Annotated in this window: 13 protein-coding genes; 7 read left to right on the top strand and 6 right to left on the bottom strand. The window is 64.2% G+C overall.

Annotation, left to right across the window (positions count from 1 at the left end):
• Window positions 1-39: 39 nt before the first annotated feature.
• Window positions 40-1,650: a flavin-containing monooxygenase gene (locus tag HCN50_RS03070; protein ID WP_311966963.1), complete on the bottom strand. Its 1,611-nt coding sequence runs from the start codon at window positions 1,648-1,650 to the stop codon at window positions 40-42.
• A 335-nt stretch (window positions 1,651-1,985) separates the two neighbouring features.
• Here HCN50_RS03070 and HCN50_RS03065 point away from each other — a divergent pair, with 335 nt between their 5' ends.
• The 4 genes from HCN50_RS03065 to HCN50_RS03050 all read left to right on the top strand — a co-directional run bounded on the left by HCN50_RS03065 (window position 1,986) and on the right by HCN50_RS03050 (window position 5,564).
• Window positions 1,986-2,273, top strand: coding sequence for a GIY-YIG nuclease family protein (locus HCN50_RS03065; protein ID WP_171708419.1), 288 nt, complete (start codon window positions 1,986-1,988; stop codon window positions 2,271-2,273).
• Window positions 2,274-2,399: 126 nt separating this feature from the next.
• Window positions 2,400-4,004 carry a GMC family oxidoreductase gene (locus HCN50_RS03060; RefSeq protein WP_171708128.1) on the top strand — a complete coding sequence of 535 codons (1,605 nt, stop codon included), beginning with the start codon at window positions 2,400-2,402 and terminating at the stop codon, window positions 4,002-4,004.
• Window positions 4,005-4,012: 8 nt separating this feature from the next.
• Window positions 4,013-4,462 (top strand): gluconate 2-dehydrogenase subunit 3 family protein, encoded by a 450-nt coding sequence (locus HCN50_RS03055; protein ID WP_171708127.1) that lies wholly within the window; start codon window positions 4,013-4,015, stop codon window positions 4,460-4,462.
• An 82-nt stretch (window positions 4,463-4,544) separates the two neighbouring features.
• A complete protein-coding gene (locus HCN50_RS03050) occupies window positions 4,545-5,564 on the top strand; it encodes a S1C family serine protease (protein WP_171708126.1) in 1,020 nt (339 codons plus the stop codon).
• 199 nt (window positions 5,565-5,763) lie between these two features.
• Here HCN50_RS03050 and HCN50_RS03045 read toward each other — a convergent pair whose 3' ends face one another.
• The 5 genes from HCN50_RS03045 to HCN50_RS03025 all read right to left on the bottom strand — a co-directional run bounded on the left by HCN50_RS03045 (window position 5,764) and on the right by HCN50_RS03025 (window position 13,295).
• A complete protein-coding gene (locus tag HCN50_RS03045) occupies window positions 5,764-6,549 on the bottom strand; it encodes an alpha/beta fold hydrolase (RefSeq protein ID WP_171708125.1) in 786 nt (261 codons plus the stop codon).
• A gap of 3 nt (window positions 6,550-6,552) precedes the next feature.
• Entirely contained in the window at window positions 6,553-7,848 is a 1,296-nt protein-coding gene (locus tag HCN50_RS03040; protein ID WP_171708124.1) for an O-acetylhomoserine aminocarboxypropyltransferase, read from the bottom strand.
• Window positions 7,849-7,892: 44 nt separating this feature from the next.
• Entirely contained in the window at window positions 7,893-9,197 is a 1,305-nt protein-coding gene (pncB, locus tag HCN50_RS03035) for a nicotinate phosphoribosyltransferase (protein WP_171708123.1), read from the bottom strand.
• A gap of 61 nt (window positions 9,198-9,258) precedes the next feature.
• Entirely contained in the window at window positions 9,259-12,813 is a 3,555-nt protein-coding gene (locus HCN50_RS03030; RefSeq protein WP_171708122.1) for a molybdopterin cofactor-binding domain-containing protein, read from the bottom strand.
• Window positions 12,813-13,295 carry a (2Fe-2S)-binding protein gene (locus HCN50_RS03025; RefSeq protein ID WP_171708121.1) on the bottom strand — a complete coding sequence of 161 codons (483 nt, stop codon included), beginning with the start codon at window positions 13,293-13,295 and terminating at the stop codon, window positions 12,813-12,815. The genes HCN50_RS03030 and HCN50_RS03025 overlap by 1 nt, the downstream gene beginning before the upstream one ends.
• A gap of 286 nt (window positions 13,296-13,581) precedes the next feature.
• Between HCN50_RS03025 and HCN50_RS03020 the strand changes: the two genes are divergently transcribed.
• The 3 genes from HCN50_RS03020 to HCN50_RS03010 are packed head-to-tail and all read left to right on the top strand — an operon-like array spanning window position 13,582 to window position 16,534.
• Window positions 13,582-15,027 (top strand): 6-hydroxynicotinate reductase, encoded by a 1,446-nt coding sequence (locus HCN50_RS03020; protein WP_171708120.1) that lies wholly within the window; start codon window positions 13,582-13,584, stop codon window positions 15,025-15,027.
• Window positions 15,024-15,953: a UPF0280 family protein gene (locus HCN50_RS03015; protein WP_171708119.1), complete on the top strand. Its 930-nt coding sequence runs from the start codon at window positions 15,024-15,026 to the stop codon at window positions 15,951-15,953. Before HCN50_RS03020 ends, HCN50_RS03015 begins: the two co-directional genes overlap by 4 nt.
• Window positions 15,950-16,534, top strand: coding sequence for an amino acid synthesis family protein (locus HCN50_RS03010; RefSeq protein WP_171708118.1), 585 nt, complete (start codon window positions 15,950-15,952; stop codon window positions 16,532-16,534). Before HCN50_RS03015 ends, HCN50_RS03010 begins: the two co-directional genes overlap by 4 nt.
• The last annotated feature ends 18 nt before the right edge of the window (window positions 16,535-16,552 follow it).

The following is a 16,552-nucleotide window of genomic DNA, read 5'->3' as shown; positions in this document are numbered from 1 at the left end:
ATGACAGTCACCGAGTGCGGAAGGCTCATATGCTACGATCTACCCCAGCCTCAACTCATCATATTCCTTCGCCGCCACCTCGTCGCATCTGGCACGATACGCCGGCGCGCTGCCGCTGTAGCGGGCCACGATGCGCCTCTGCTTGCCCTCGATGTTGGAATTGATGCCGGTCATCCAGGAATCGACCTCGTTCGACAGCAAGCCCTCGCCGAGCGCCTTGACGTGATCGGTCCAGGATTTCACGCCCTCCGGCGTCGCCTCCAGCCGCGTCAGTCCCTTTTCCGTCGCGAACATGAGCAGCCCGGTCACCCAGTCGACGCTGTATTCGATGCTGCGCGGGATGTTGCCGAGCGCGGTATGCGGTCCCATCAGCATCAGCATGTTCGGAAACTCATGCACCATGATGCCGAGATAGGTTTCGGGCCCGTGCTTCCACTTGTCCTTCAGCCGCGCGCCGGCAACCCCACGAAAATCGATCTTGTCGAAACTGCCGGTGATGGCATCAAAACCCGTCGCATAGATGATGATGTCGAATTCGTATTCCCGCTCGCTGGTCTTGATCCCCAGAGGCGTGATCCGCTCGATCGGCGTCTCCTTGATGTCGACCAGCTCGACATTGTCCTGGTTGTAGACCTCGTAATAGAAGGTCTCGAGCGGCAACCGGCGGGTGCCAAAGCCGTGATTTTTCGGGATCAGCTTTTCCGCGACCACCGGATTCTTCACGCGCTGGCGGATCTTGCGCGCGACGAAGTCAGAGATCGTGGCGTTGGCCCTGCGGTCGATCAGTATGTCGCGGAAATTGCCCTGCCAGATGCCGAAGCCGCGTTCGGCATAGAGTTTTTCGTAAAACGCGTCGCGCTCCTCGTCCGACACGTCGAACGCGCCGCGCGGATCAGGCGTATGCAGGAAGCAGGCAAACGTTTCCTTGCAGCGGGCGAAGATTTCCGGATAGCCCGCCTTGATCTTCGCCTGCGTCTCGGCGTCGATCTTGCCGTTGTGCAGCGGCGCGCACCAGTTCGGCGTGCGCTGAAACACGGTGAGGTGGCCGACCTGGCTCGCAATGGTCTGGATCGTCTGCACGCCCGTTGCGCCGGTGCCGATCACGGCGACGCGCTTGCCGGCGAAATCCACCGGCTCCTTCGGCCAGCGCGCGGTGTGGAAGGAGGCGCCCCTGAAATCATCGCGGCCCTCGATCCGCGGCAGCGTCGGTGTGGAAAGCGGCCCGATCGCCGTAATCAGGAAGCGCGAGTTGAAACGGCTGCCGTCTTCGAGCGCGATGCTCCAGCTCCGCGAATCCTCGTCGTAGACTGCAGCCGTCACCCGGCTGCGAAACTGGATATCGCGGCGCAGGTCGAACTTGTCGGTGACATAATTGAGATAGCGCAGCGTCTCCGGCTGGCCGGCAAAATGCTCCGACCACTCCCATTCATCCAACAGATCCTTGGAAAACGAGTAGCCGTAGGAATAGCTTTCGGAATCGAAGCGCGCGCCGGGATAGCGGTTCCAATACCAGGTGCCGCCGACATTGGTCGCGGCCTCGAACCCGCGCACGCGGAAACCTTGCTCGCGCAGCCGGTAGAGCTGGTACAGGCCCGACATGCCTGCGCCGATGATGATGGCGTCGTAGTCCGGAATCGGCGTGGCCTCCACGTCCTTGTTTGGGCTCAGCCTATCCGCTCCGATGTCCGCCGACAAACCCCGCATCGACGCGTGGCAGGGTTGCAGGTTTGTCGTCGGCCTGTCGACTTTACTCGCGACCGCATCTGCCCCTATCGTCGGGGTTCAGATCGCCTGGCAAGCGGCGGCGCTGGATGGGGGGAGCAATGGCTGAGGCCAGCGGGAATTTGCCAGTTTGGAGTCGCCCTGCCGCCCCGTCATTGCGAGCGAAGCGAAGCAATCCATTTTGCCGCTTGCGGAGATATGGATTGCTTCGTCGCGACTCTCCTCGCAATGACGAGGCGAGAGAGGGGACCAAAGGAAAAATCATGAAACAGTCCTGCGTTTACATCATGGCGAGCAAGCGCAATGGCACGCTTTACACCGGCGTAACCGCGAACCTACCAAAGCGCGCCTTCGAGCATCGAGAGGGCCTCATGAAGGGCTTCTCCAAGAAGTACGGCTGCAAGATCCTGGTCTGGTACCAAGTGCACGAAAGCATGATCGAAGCCATCACGCGTGAAAAGCAGATTAAGGCGGGCAGCCCGGCGAAGAAGCTTGCATTGATAGAGGCGCTGAATCCGGAATGGAAAGACCTCTACGAGTCGCTAATATAATGCTGCCCCGAACCCATCCACGTCATTGCGAGGAGCGTAGCGACGAAGCAATCCATGCCGCCGCTTGCGGAGCGATGGATTGCTTCGCTCCGCTCGCAATGACGGCAGACAGTTGAGAACAAAATAATGAACAAAAGCGATCCCGTTGACGTCCTCATCATCGGCGCCGGTGCATCCGGCGCGGCGGTGGCGTGGTCGCTGGCCGAGACCAGGATGCACATCCTCTGCCTCGACCAGGGCGGCTGGATGAAGCCGTCCGAATATCCGAGCACCGGGCGCGACTGGGAGGCGAAATTCTACGGCGAGTGGTCGACGAGCCCGAACGTCCGCGCCCGGCCCGAGGACTATCCGATCAACGACGACAACTCGCCGATCAAGGTCGTGAACTTCAACGGCGTCGGCGGCTCGACGGTGATGTACACCGCGCATTGGCCGCGGCTGCATCCGTCCGACTTCAAGGTGAAGACGCTGGATGGCGTCGCCGAGGACTGGCCGATCGACTACGATACGCTGGTGCCGTTCTTCGAGGAGAACGACCGGATGATGGGCGTCTCAGGCCTGTCGGGCGATCCGCTATCGCCGCTCACGCACCCGCCGATGCCGCCGCAGCCGCTCGGCCTCTCCGGGCCACTGATTGCCAAGGCCATGAACAAGCTCGGCTGGCACTGGTGGCCGTCGGATACGACGGTCGCGACGATGGACTATGAGGGCCGGGCGCGCTGCATCAATCTCGGCCATTGCACGCCGGCCTGCGCGCAAGGCGCCAAAGCGTCGACCGACATCACCTATTGGCCGCAGGCGATCCGCGCCGGTGTCGAGCTCAAGACCCATTGCCGCGTGCGCGAGATCCTGACCAACGAGCATGGCATGGCGTCGGGCGTCGTTTATTACGACAAGGACGGCATCGAGCAGTTCCAGCCGGCTGAGGTCGTCATCATCGCCTGCAACGGCGTCGGCACGCCGCGGCTGCTCCTGAACTCGGCTTCCGGCCGCTTCCCAAACGGGCTCGCCAATTCATCCGGCCTGGTCGGCAAGAACCTGATGTTCCATCCCTATGCGCAGATCTACGGCTTCGTGAAGGAGCCGACGGATTCCAACCGCGCGCCGCCGACCTGCCTGTGGAGCAAGGAGTTCTACGACACCGACCTGTCCCGTGGCTTCGTCCGCGGTTACGGCATACAGTTCGGCCGCGGCGCGGGGCCCGTGTTCGAAGCTGTTGCAAGCGAGCAGAAGGGCATTCTGCCGTGGGGCGCGGATCATCACCGCGTATTCCGCCGGCTCAATGGCCATCGCCTCGCGGTCTCCGCGATCTGCGAGGACCTGCCCGAGGAGCACAACCGCGTCACGCTCGATCCCGTGCTGAAGGATAGCCACGGCATCCCTGCGCCGAAGATCGATTACACCATCAGCGCGAACAGCCGGAAGATGATGGAGCATGGACTGGCGCGGGGTAAGGAGATTCTCGAAGCCGCCGGCGCGACCGACATCTGCACCAATAACCCGATTCCCTGGGGCGGCTGGCATCTGCTCGGCACCGCGCGGATGGGCACCGACCCGGCACGCTCGGTGGTCAATGAATGGGGCCGCTCGCACGACGTCAAGAATCTCTTCATCGTCGACGGAAGCGTGTTCGTCACATCAGGCGGCGTGAATCCGACCTCGACCATCCAGGCGATCGCGCTCTACGTCGCCGATCAGATGAAGCAACGCCTTGCCAACCTGTTCGACTGAGGTCGCAAATGTCCGTATCCAATGAATTGACTTCGACCCAACGCGACGATCTCCGCACCATTGCCGCGATGATCATTCCCGCCAGCGACGAATACAACGTGCCCGGTGCGGACGATCCCGCTGTTCAGGCCGACATGCTAACGACGCTCGGCCGTGACACGATGCTGGTGCGCGCCGCGCTCGACTATCTCGCGGGCCTCGCCGGAAAGCCGCTCGCCGAGCTCGATACCGCCAGGCGCGATGCGATCGCCGCGGAGTTCCGCGCCACCGGCGGTGTCGCGGCGGCGACGCTCGTCCGCGTCGTGCTGCAATGCTACTACCGCGATGACCGCGTGCTGCGCTCGCTCGGGCTCGAACTGCGCGCCCCGTTCCCGAAAGGGCATGTGCTGCCCGAGGGCGATTGGTCGCTGCTCGATCCCGTGAAGGCACGCGGCGGGGCGCTGAGAAGGGCGCCCTAGCGGGCCAGCCCTGCGCAGGATGCGTCCCACCTTGCGCAAGCGGTTCCCGGCCACCATCTGATGGGGCCGAAGGAATCTCGCCATGTTGGATTTTACCTCAGATACCGCCGATGACGATCTGTCGCCGCGAACGACCGAGCCTGCCCCGGACGACCGGGTTCTGCTCGATGCCTATTCCAATGCTGTGATCGACGTGACCGAGCGGGTCGGTCCTGCGGTCGTGCGCGTCGAAACCGGGCCGAAAGTGCGCAGTGCGCGCGAGCGCGGCGGGCTTGGTTCGGGTATCGTGATCTCGCCCGATGGCCTCGTGCTGACCAACAGCCATGTGGTCGGCTCGGCGAAAGTGATCCGCCTGCGCGATACCGAAGGCTTCGTCACCGATGCTCACGTGCTCGGCGTCGATCCCGATACCGACCTGGCGCTGCTGCGCGCGGACGGTGCGCGCGATCTGCGCTACGCCTCGCTCGGCAATTCCAAGAGCCTGCGCCGTGGCCAGCTCGTGGTCGCGATCGGCAATCCGCTCGGCTTCGAGTCGACGGTCACCGCCGGCGTGGTGTCGGCGCTCGGCCGCTCGATCCGCTCGGTGAGCGGCCGGACCATCGAGGACGTGATCCAAACCGATGCCGCACTCAATCCTGGCAATTCCGGCGGGCCGCTGGTGTCGTCGTCATCGGAGGTGATCGGCATCAACACCGCGATCATCAGCGGCGCGCAGGGCATCTGCTTTGCCGTCGCCAGCAACACCGCGCAGTTCGTGCTATCGGAGATCATCCGTCACGGTTATGTCCGCCGCGCCTATATCGGCGTCGCTGGCCAGACCGCGCCGGTCCCGCGGCGCCACGCGGTGGTCGCCGGCGTCGACAACACGATGGGTGCGCTGCTGGCGCAGATCGAGCCGGACAGCCCGGCGGCGAAGGCGGGACTATTGCCGGGCGATGTCGTGATCAAGCTCGACGGCGTCGAGATCAACGGCGTCGACGATCTGATCCGCGCTCTCGACCGCGACCGCATCGGCCGCACCCTCGCGATGGACGTGCTGCGGATGGGAAGGCTGCGCGGCATTGATATCCATCCGGTGGAGCGGAAGCCGGTGAAGCAGTGACGATTGGGACTCACCCGCCCCTTGAGGGGGCGGGTCGGCTCGCATGGAGCGAAGCGCAATGCGAGACGGGGCGGGGTGACAGTCTCTCGACACGGACGCTGTCGGATGTGGAGCGACCGTCACCCCACCTCGGTTCGCATTGCATGCGAACCGATCCTCCCCCTCCAGGGGAGGATGGGGGAAGCGGGGTGTATGACCGCTACCCCAGCCGCAGCGCCGCCAGCAATTCGTCGGGCGCCTCGGCCATGATCATGTGGCCGGCGCCGGGAACGACGACGATCCGCGCATTCGGCGTTGCCGCGGCGAGCGCCTTGCCGCCCTTTGCAGGCGTCATCATGTCGCGCTCGCCGAGAATGAAGGTCACGGGCACATTGACCTGCGCAGCAGCGGCGAGGGCGTTCTGATACGTGTTGCAGGCGTTGAGGTCGCTGTAGAGCACGCCCGGCCGCGTCTGCTGCAGCACGCGCTGCGCGCCCTGATGCATCCACAGTCCCGGCGCGAGGCTGCCGCCGAGCTCGGCCTTGAAGCCGAGACCCCAGATGGAAACCATGTCGATCGCATCGGGATTGTTGACCTCAGCGGCCTTGAGCAGATCGGGCCCGACCGTCATCGTCGCGGCAGTGCCGATCAGGCTGAGACTGGAAACCTTGTTGGGATGCCGCGCCGAGGTCTCCAAAGCAATCAGCGATCCCATCGAATGGCCGACCAGCTTCGCCTTCGGCGCGCCCGCCGCGTCGAGCAGGGCCGCAGTCCAATCGGCCATGTCAGCGATCGTCGGCAGCGGACTGCCTTCCGAACGGCCATGGCCCGGCAAATCGGGCGCCAGCACCGAATGGCCGTGATGGGCGAACCAGCGGCTGTGCAGCGCCCAGGTCGAATGATCGAAGCCGGCGCCATGCAGCATCACGACGGCGGGCAGCGTCGGATCGAACGGCCGGCCGCCGGTCGCGACGAACGTATCAACGCCATTGACGGAAAGCTGCATGGTTCAAACCTTCTGCGATGCGCGGAGCGCCTGGCCGAGATCGTCGATGATGTCGGAAACGGTCTCGATGCCGATCGACAGCCGCACCAGCTCCTCGCCGATCCCGGCGGCCTTGAGCTGGGCGGCGTCCATCTGCTGATGCGTGGTGCTGGCGGGATGAATCACCAGCGTCTTGGCGTCGCCGACATTGGCGAGGTGGCTGATCATCCGCAAAGATTCGATGAATTTTTTGCCCGCCGCGCGCCCGCCCTTGATGCCGAAGGAGACGATCGATCCCGCGCCGCGCGGCAACAGCCGCTTCGCGAGCTGATGGTCGGGATGATTTTCCAGCGCCGGATGCAGCACCCAGTCGACCGCCTTGTTGGCGGTCAGCGCTTCCAGCACCGCGAGCGTGTTGCTCATGTGGCGCTCCATGCGCACGCCGAGCGTCTCGACGCCCTGCAGCAGCTGGAAGGCGTTGGTTGGCGACAGGCAGGCGCCGAAGTCACGCAGGCCCTCGGTTCGGGCGCGCATGATGAAGGCGGCCTGGCCGAACTGCTCGTCGAAGACGATGCCGTGATAGCCCGCATAGGGTTCGGTGAGCTGGGGGAACTTGCCGGCGGCGTGCCAGTCGAAGCGGCCGCCATCGACGATGACGCCGCCGATCGCAATGCCGTGGCCGCCGATCCACTTGGTCGCGGAGTTCATTACGAGATCAGCGCCGAGTTCGATCGGGCGGCTGAGGAATGGCGTCGCAAAGGTGTTGTCGATCAGAAGCGGAATCTTGGCGTCATGGGCGATCTGGGCGACCGCCGGAATATCCAGCACTTCGAGCCCGGGATTGCCGATCGTCTCGCCGATCACGAGCCGCGTGTTCGGCCTGATCGCGGCGCGGAATTCGTCGAGCGCACGCGGCTTGACGAAGGTGGTCGTGATGCCGAAGCGGGGCAGCGTGTGGGCGAGCAGGTTAATGGTGCCGCCATAGAGCGAGGCGGAGGCGACGATATGGTCGCCGGCGTTGAGGATCGTTGCGATGGCAAGATGCATCGCGGCCATGCCGCTCGCCGTGCAGATCGCGCCGACGCCGGCTTCGAGTGCCGCCAGCCGCTCCTCGAGCACCGCGGTCGTCGGGTTGGAAATGCGGGTGTAGATGTGCCCGGCGCGCTCCAGGTTGAACAGCGCCGCCGCGTGGTCGGAATCCTGGAACACGTAGGATGTGGTCTGGTAGACTGGAACGGCGCGGGCGCCGGTCGTGGGATCCGGGCGCTGGCCGGCATGCAGGCTCAATGTCTCGAAAGCAGGCGGCTTGGGTGCGGGCATGCGGGGCTCGTCAGGTCAACTTGTGGCGGGAAGGTATTAAGGGCTCAGACGTGCACGGCGGTACGGACGCGGCCGGCATTGCCGAACACGCGCAAATAACGTTCGATCTCGGACGGTGTGCCGGTCGCCTTCTCGGGATTATCGGATAGCTTGACCGCCGGCCTTCCGTCGACCGACGTCACCTTGCAGACCAGCGAGATCGGATCGAGATCGGCGGAGCCGTCCGGCGCGCAGCCGACGAAATCATTGGTGAGGTTGGTGCCCCAGCCGAAGGAGATGCGGACGCGCCCGGCGAAGTGGCGATAGGTCTCCTCGATCGAGTCGACATCCATGCCGTCGGAGAACACCAGCAGCTTGTCCTTGGGATCGCGACCCTTCTGCTTCCACCACTTGATGATGTCCTCGCCGGCCGTGATCGGCGGCGCGCTGTCGGGACGGAATCCGGTCCAGTCGGCGACCCAGTCCGGCGCGTCGCGCAGGAACGGCTTGGTGCCGAACGCGTCGGGCAGGGCGATCAAGAGGTTACCGCCGTAGGTATGGCGCCACTGGTCGAGGATGCGGTAGGGCGCCCAGCGCAACTCCTCGTCCGAATTGGCGAGTGCGGCTGCGACCATCGGCAGCTCATGCGCATTGGTGCCGATCGCTTCGAGATCGTTGTCCATCGCGAGCAGCACGTTGGAGGTGCCGGTGAAAGAGGATCCCAGGCCCTCCTTGACGGCCTCGACGCACCAGCGCTGCCAGAGATGGCCGTGGCGGCGGCGGGTGCCGAAGTCCGACAGCCGCAGGCCTTCGAGCTTGCGCAGCCGTTCGACCTTGGACCACAGCTTGGCCTTGGCGCGCGCATAGAGCACGTCGAGCACAAAGCGCCCCTGGCCCTTGGTCGCCTGGCGCGAGCGCAGCTCGTTCATGATCGCGAGCGCCGGGATTTCCCACATCGTGGTGTGCGTCCAGGGACCGTGGAAGTGCAGCTCGTATTGGCCGTCGACCTTGTTGAGCTCGTATTCGGGCAGGCGGAAGTTCGCCAGCCAGTGGATGAAGTCCGGCGAGAACATCTGGGTCTTGCCATAGAACGTATTACCGGCGAGCCAGATCAGCTCCTTCTTGGTGAAGCGGATGGTCCGCGCATGGTCGAGCTGCGCGCGCAGCTCGCCCTCGTCGATGATCTCGGCAAGCCGGACATGCTTCGAGCGGTTGATGACGGAAAAGGTGACGCGCTGAGCCGGATAGAGATCGCGGATCATCTGCAGCATCAGCAGCTTGTAGAAATCTGTGTCCAGCAGGCTGCGCACGATCGGGTCGAGCCGCCAGCCATGGTTATAAGTTCGGGATGCAATATCGGTAACTGCCATGACGGAACTTTACCGTGCCGCGGGCTGCCCAACCAGTGGGTTTTGGCCGCGGCATGGCTGCTCAGCGCGCATGTTCCCGCCGGATACGGTCAATCGCAGCATGAATATCCTTCCAGACTGGTTTATCCGGAGCAAATTGTTGCCTCAGATAAGCGACCAGCTCGGCGACTTGGCCATCGGTCAGGCTGTCCTTGAAGGCCGGCATATAGCCGAGATCGGTCGTCGCGGGCTTGGCAATACCATGCAGGATGACCTGGATCAGATTGTCAGGCACGGCGCTGTGCAGGTTGCTGTTCAACGCCAGCGACGGACGGCTACCGAACAGCGGCGCGCCGCCGACCTCGTGGCACACCGCGCAGGCACCCTGGTAGATCCGGGCCCCGACGCTGGAGGCGGCTGGCGCCCGCGTTCCGGTTGCCGCTTCCAGTCTCGCAGCCAGCGCCTCCTGCGCCGCGCGATCCGTGGAAGTCGTGTTGAATGAAGCGAGATACACCGCCATGGCGCGGATGTCGGGATCCGGCAGCGCGGCGAGTTCCTTCACCACCGGGGCCATTGGCCCGGCGGCGACGCCGTGAAAGCGCGACTCGCCGGTTCGCAAATAGGCGTAGAGTTCGTCCTCGCTCCATGGGATCGGCGCCTGCGACAACGATGTCAGCGCCGGCGCTTCCCAGCCTTCGGCAAATCCGCCGGCAAGGTGAGCACCAGTTACTTCCGCACCGAGGGCATTGCGCGGTGAGTGGCAGGCGCTGCAATGGCCGAGGCCTTCGACCAAATAGGCGCCGCGATTCCAGATCTCGGACTTGGCAGGGTCAGGCTGGAATGTGCTGGGCTTGTGGAACAACGCATTCCAGCCTGCCATCAATGGACGTTGGTTGAACGGAAATGCTAGCGCATTTGGCGGCGTCTCGGCGCGCACGGCCGGTTGCGCCATCAGGTACGCATACAGCGCCTGCATGTCGGCATCGGTCGTCTTGGCGAAATGGGTGTAGGGGAACGCGGGATAAAGATGCCGCCCATCGCGATGGATACCCTCACGCATCGCGCGTTCGAAAGCTGGATAGGACCACGCGCCGATGCCGGTTTCGACATCGGGCGTGATGTTGGTCGAGTAGATGGTGCCGAAAGGCGTCGCAAGTGGACGGCCGCCGGCATTGAGAATACCGTTCGCCGAGGTATGGCACACTGCGCAATCGCCGAGCGCTGCGAGCTGCTGGCCGCGTGCGATGGTCGCGGCCGAGTACACTGATGCATCCGGCCGCGCGATCGGCGCGATCGCTCGCCACGGCAGCGTTGCGGCGCCGATGCCGATTGCAGCGGCGCACAGGGCTGCGGCGGTTGCAAACACATTGCTGCGTATAGCGAATGGATTCTGCCATCCGCGCGATCCAGGACTAGGTTGGGGTGGTGGTGCCGGCAATGCTTCCGGCGCCGTCTGCTCCTCGCCGCGCAATCCACGCAAAATGCGCTCCGGCGTGAACGGCAGTTCGCGGAACCGCACCCCGGTCGCATCATAGATCGCGTTGGCGATCGCCGCCGCGCTCGGGACAGAGGCGGATTCGCCGACGCCGAGCGGCGGCTGGTCCTGGCGCGGCAGCATCAGCACGTCGATCTTGGGCACCTCGGGAAACTTGATGATGGGATAGGCGCCCCATTCGCGCGCCGTCACGGAGGTACGGTCGAACGACACTTCCTCCATCAGCGCACGGCTGGTCGATTGGACCACGTTGCCGTGGATCTGATGGCGTACGCCGTCCGGGTTGATCATCAGGCCGGAATCTTGCCCCGCCACGACGCGCGTCACGCTGACGTCGCCGGTCGCCTTGTTGACCGCGACGTCGGCGATCCATGCCGACCACGCCGCGCCGTAGCCCGGAAACTTGCTGTGCACATAGAGCGCGTAGGCGAAGCCGCGTCCGCGGACGATGTCGCCTTCCGCCTGCTTGTCCTCGCGTACCGGCCGCGCCTTCCAGCCGGCACGTTCGGCCACCGCATTGACGAGATCGACGGCGCGCGGGTCCTTCAGATAGCGCAGTCGGTATTCGATCGGATCGACGCCGGCTTCGTTAGCGCATTCGTCGATCCAGGATTCGTGCGCAAAGGTGTTCGGCAGCGCCGAGACGCCACGCAGCCACGCCGCGCGCACGATCGGCGGCATGTCGTTCGCCACCACGCGCAAATTCTCGTAATCATAGGGCGGAATCGCGGTGCGATCGCCCATCTCGAACACCGCGGGCGTGTGCGGGACGGCGCCGGTCAACAGCAGCGCCAGCGTCGGCGCGCCGTTGGAAGGATAGCGGGTGGCGAAATCATATCCGGCGACGCTGCCATCGGCGTTCAAGCCGCCGTTGACGTCCATCAATTGCGCGGTGCCTTTCGGCTCCCATGCGTGCTCCTGCTCGCGCGTCAACTGCACCCGCACGGGGCGGCCGACGGCACGCGATAGAAGAACGGCGTCGGCGGAAACGTCATCGGCGCAGTTGCGGCCGTAGCAGCCGGCGGCTTCCAGCCGGATCACCTCGATCTCGGCCTCGCGGCGCTGGATCAGCAGCGCCAGATCAGTGCGCAGGTGATGCGGATTCTGGGTGCCGGACCAGACCCGCGTCACATCCTCCTGATAATCCGCAACCGCGCAGGACGGGCCGATCGAGGCGTGCATCTGGTAGGGCCAGATGTAGGTACGCGGCATCGGCTTGGCCGCGCCGGCAATCGCCGCCTCGACGTTACCCTTGTCGATCAGCATGCGCGGCGTCGACGGATTGGCGCGCAGCGCAGTCGCGATATCCTTAAGGTCCGGCAGCGTCGGCACCGGCTTCCAGTTCACCTTGAGCTGGGCGGCGGCCTTGATTGCGTTCTCCTCGCGCTCGGCAACGACGCCGACGAAGTCGCCGATCCTGACGACGGCGACGATTCCTGGGATGTCACGCACCGAGGCTTCGTCTACAGCAATCAGGCTATTGCCGATGAACTCGCCGACATCGACACCGGCATAGGGCGGGCGGACGACGCGGCCGTGCAGCATGCCGGGGACACGCACGTCATGCACATAGACCAGCTCGCCGGTTGCCTTCGCCGGCAAATCGAGGCGCGGCACCGATTGTCCGACGATGGTGTAGGCGTCGACGGACTTCACTGCGACATCCTCGGTCAGCTCAAGCTGGATGAATTCGCCTGCGATCAGTTCGCCATAGCTGACGCTGCGATTGTCCTTGCCGCGGATCAGACCGTCTTCAATGACAAGGTCGTCGACTGCAAGCTCCAGCCGCTCGGCCGCGCGCGCGATCAGGAACTGCCGCGCCTGTGCCGCCGCCTTGCGCAGCGGCACAGCGGTGATCTGGATCGTTTCGCTGGCGATCGTTGCGCCCTGGTTGGGGACGAGGGCTGTGTCACCCAACACGACCACGACGCGCGCAAAGGACACATCGAGCTCTTCGGCGACGATCTGTCCGAGTGCGGTACGAATGCCGGTGCCGAGATCGACGTGTCCGTTATAGGCGGTGACCGATCCGTCGACGGTGATTTTGATGAATGTCTCGAACTTGACGGCCTCGACTGGCGAGGCCGGGCGAACGACGGTCAGTGTGCCCTGCAACCGCTCGGGCGTGTGAGGCGCAGCCATCACGCCTGCGCCTCAACCACATGGCCGGCAGCCCGCATCGCCGCGCGCATGATCTCGACATGCGCGCCGCATCGGCACAGATGATGACGCAACGCTTCCAGCACCTCATTCTCCGACGGGTGAGGAGAACGCAGCAGCAATGCCTTGGTGGTGATGATCATGCCGTTGAGACAATAGCCGCATTGCGCAGCCTGCTCGCGGATGAATGCCTGCTGCACGGCATCGGGATGTTCGCGCGTGCCGAGGCCTTCGAGCGTCACGATGTCGCGCCCGGCGCAACCTTCGATCGGGATCACGCAGGAACGGGCCGCGACGCCGTCGATCAGCACGGCGCAGGCGCCGCATTCGCCGAGCCCGCAACCATATTTCGGTCCGTTCAGTTCGAGATCATTACGCAATACGTACAGCAGTGCGGTGTCGGGAGCGGCATCGACATCATGAGTCTTGCCGTTGACGGTCAGGCGCATCCTGTTCTGCGTCATGCTCCCTCAAGCCTTCGCTGCATTGCAAAACTCTGCACTGGGCGGCCTGCGAAAGATACCGTTTGTGTACAAACGTGCAAGCGCACCATCCCGCGCTGCAGCGCGTTGCCCGCTTTATGAACAGAAGTGCGAGGCAAATGAGGTATTATGCGGCAAGCGGGGTGTTTGGCTGGCCGGCCCGCTTGACACCGTTCAAGTCCCCGCGCAACATCATTCGTATACGAACAAATGATCTCACCCACCGGGACGTGGGTATGATCGGCGCCTCGAACCAGCAGGCTTGTTCATGACCGACGCGACCGTCGCCAGTGGCGACAAGATCCGCTGCGATGCCTGTCCGGTGATGTGTTACATCAAACCGGGCGCGGCGGGCGCATGCGATCGCTATGCCAACCACAATGGCGAGCTGGTGCGCGTCGATCCGCATATCGTGCTGGAACGAACGGTGTCGCATGGCGGTCGGCTGGTGCCGTTCCAGGCCGGCGGCGATTGGGACGGCAAGCTCGTCCACGAGCCGAGCGTGTTCGTCACCGCGATCGGCGCTGGAACGACCTATCCCGATTACAAGCCGGCGCCCTTCATCGTGTCCTCGGAAGTCGACGGCGTCGATATGGTCACCGTCGTGACCGAAGGCATTTTCAGCTATTGCGGCGTCAAGGTGAAGATCGACACCGACCGCTATCTCGGCCCTGAGACGGCGACGGTCCGCGCGGAAGGCGAGGCGATCGGCCATGTAACGACCAGCGAATATGGTTCGCAGATGCTGTCGCTTGGCGGCGTGCATCATCTGACCGGCGGCTCCAAGAAGGAAGGCCGCGTCACCTGCGACGCGCTGATGGATCTTTCCAACTGCAAACCGGTGGAACTCACGATCGATGGCGGTGCCACGGTCGTGGTGCAGGCCGGCCGTCCGCCGATTGTCAACGGCGTTCAGGAAGAGCGGATGCGCGTGGGGTGCGGCTCGGCGACGATCGGCATGTTTGCCAAGCAATGGCACGGCAAGGTCGACGAGGTCGTTGTCGTCGACGACCACATCACCGGTGTTCTCAGCGAACATCAGGCCGGCAAGTTGCTCGATATTCCCGATACCGGGATCAAGATGAAGGGCCGGCGCTCGACCCCGGGCCGTTATTTCCAGGTCGCCGATCCGGGGACGGGGTGGGGCGGCACCAACATCTCCGACCCGCTGTCGGTGCTGGGGCCATTCAATCCCAAGGAAGCGTGGCCGGGGCTGACCATGCTGATGGTTTCGACTACGGGCGAACACGCAGCTTACTATGAACTCGACGAGGCGCTGCGACCGATCGAGAAACAGATGCCGGCCGATCTTCAGTTTTCGGTCGAGCGCATTCAGGAGAATTGCGAGCCGGCGCTGTGCACGGTGCTGTTCATGGGCGGCGCCGGCGGCTCGCTGCGCGCCGGTGTCACCGACAATCCAGTGCGGCTGACGCGCTCGGTCAAGGCCGCCCTGACGCGGGTGACCAGCGGCGGCGCGCCGGTTTATGTCTGGCCGGGCGGCGGCATCACCTTCATGGTCGACGTCACGCAGATGCCAGCCGGCGCGTTCGGCTATGTGCCGACGCCGGCGCTGGTGGCACCGATCGAGTTCACGCTGAAACTGTCCGACTATGCCGCGCTCGGCGGTCACATGGACCATGTCCGTCCGTTGGCATCGTTGCGGGAAAACAGCGAGTTCCGCCCGATTCCCCATATGCCCGGACGCCCCGCATGAAACGGCTCCCGCAAATGGCGCTTCTTCCGGACGGCAAGCGGCTGCATTTGCAGGACGGTCCGATCGACCTGATTATCGAGGCGAAGGGCAATAAACGCGAGATGCGCGCCGCTTACGACGCTGCGGCACGACGCTTCACCGGTCTGCTCGATGAGCTCTGCGAAGAGTTGATAGAACTAAGAACGGCCGCCGATCCGGCTAGATGCGCATTGAACGGTGTCGTCGCGCGCCGGATGCATGCGGCAGTCGCGCCGTTTGCGGCTGAGCATTTCATCACGCCGATGGCGGCGGTTGCGGGCAGCGTCGCGGAAGAGATTCTCGGCGCGATGCTGGGCGCGGCGCGGCTTGACCGCGCCTACGTCAACAATGGCGGCGACATCGCGCTGCATTTAATGGATGGCGAGCAGTTCACTATCGGGCTGATGGATCGGCCGGACCACCTTGGCGTGATGCAAACCTTCACTATTGAAGCCAATGATGCGGCCCGCGGCATTGCCACCAGCGGACGGCATGGCCGCAGCTTTTCGCTTGGCATCGCCGACGCCGTTACCGTACTGGCGCGAACGGCATCGCAGGCCGATGCTGCCGCCACCATCATTGCCAATGCCGTCGATTTGCCTGGTCATCCCGCGATCGTCCGTTGCCCGGCGAATGAGTTGCAGCCCGACACCGATCTCGGCGCGCGTCTCGTCACCCGCGCCGTCGGCGAACTCCGCACGGAGGAAATCGACGACGCGCTGCGGGCAGGGGTGAACCGGGCACAGCAATTGCTTGTAGCGGGATTGATTGAAGGTGCGGCCTTGCGTCTACTAGGCGAGACGGCCGCGGTGGGATCAACAGGGATCAGGGCGTCGTTGCCAACGGTTCACGGAATCACAGTGGAAAGCACTAGCGCGTGTTTGATCGGGAGCGAGGCTGACAGATGAGCGCGATCATTCGCAAGATCGTCACGGTGGTCGAGGAAACCCATCTTGAGATGGGGCAGAAGATTGCGCCGCCGACCCGGCGGGCGGCGGCGATTGCCGTGATCGAAAATCCATTTGCCGGCAGGTATGTCGAGGATCTCGGGCCCTTGATCGAGATCGGCGAGGAACTTGGCGATCTGCTTTCCAGGAAGGCGGTGGCGGCACTCGGCATCGAGGGCGCCAAGGCGCACAGCTACGGCAAGGCCGCTGCCGTCGGCGAAAACGGCGAGCTCGAACACGCTGCGGCAATCCTGCATCCGAAGATGGGCGCGCCGGTGCGGAAAGTGCTGGGCAAGGGCGCGGCGCTAATTCCTTCTTCGAAGAAGCGCAGCGGGCCGGGGACGACGCTGGATATTCCGCTCGGCCACAAGGACGCGGCCTTCGTGCGCAGTCATTTCGACGGCATGGAGGTGCAGATCAATGACGCACCGCGCGCCAACGAGATCATGGTCGCGGTGGCGGTTACCGACAGCGGCAGGCCGTTGCCGCGCGTCGGGGGATTGACGGTTTCGGAAGTCAAAGGCGAAGACGGTCTAAGATAGTTCACAATAAATTGGAGG

This window comes from Bradyrhizobium archetypum, assembly GCF_013114835.1.
GTDB lineage: Bacteria > Pseudomonadota > Alphaproteobacteria > Rhizobiales > Xanthobacteraceae > Bradyrhizobium > Bradyrhizobium archetypum.
The sequence above is the reverse complement of the archived record's forward strand: the minus strand, read 5'-3'. Positions and strand labels throughout refer to the sequence as shown.

Bases quoted from the DNA above. Each gene is read 5' to 3' on its own strand.
- HCN50_RS03065 (WP_171708419.1), top strand. From the start codon at position 1,986: ATGAAACAGTCCTGCGTTTACATCATGGCGAGCAAGCGCAATGGCACG.
- HCN50_RS03060 (WP_171708128.1), top strand. From the start codon at position 2,400: ATGAACAAAAGCGATCCCGTTGACGTCCTCATCATCGGCGCCGGTGCA.
- HCN50_RS03055 (WP_171708127.1), top strand. From the start codon at position 4,013: ATGTCCGTATCCAATGAATTGACTTCGACCCAACGCGACGATCTCCGC.
- HCN50_RS03050 (WP_171708126.1), top strand. From the start codon at position 4,545: ATGTTGGATTTTACCTCAGATACCGCCGATGACGATCTGTCGCCGCGA.
- HCN50_RS03045 (WP_171708125.1), bottom strand. From the start codon at position 6,549: ATGCAGCTTTCCGTCAATGGCGTTGATACGTTCGTCGCGACCGGCGGC.
- HCN50_RS03040 (WP_171708124.1), bottom strand. From the start codon at position 7,848: ATGCCCGCACCCAAGCCGCCTGCTTTCGAGACATTGAGCCTGCATGCC.
- pncB (WP_171708123.1), bottom strand. From the start codon at position 9,197: ATGGCAGTTACCGATATTGCATCCCGAACTTATAACCATGGCTGGCGG.
- HCN50_RS03030 (WP_171708122.1), bottom strand. From the start codon at position 12,813: ATGGCTGCGCCTCACACGCCCGAGCGGTTGCAGGGCACACTGACCGTC.
- HCN50_RS03025 (WP_171708121.1), bottom strand. From the start codon at position 13,295: ATGACGCAGAACAGGATGCGCCTGACCGTCAACGGCAAGACTCATGAT.
- HCN50_RS03020 (WP_171708120.1), top strand. From the start codon at position 13,582: ATGACCGACGCGACCGTCGCCAGTGGCGACAAGATCCGCTGCGATGCC.
- HCN50_RS03015 (WP_171708119.1), top strand. From the start codon at position 15,024: ATGAAACGGCTCCCGCAAATGGCGCTTCTTCCGGACGGCAAGCGGCTG.
- HCN50_RS03010 (WP_171708118.1), top strand. From the start codon at position 15,950: ATGAGCGCGATCATTCGCAAGATCGTCACGGTGGTCGAGGAAACCCAT.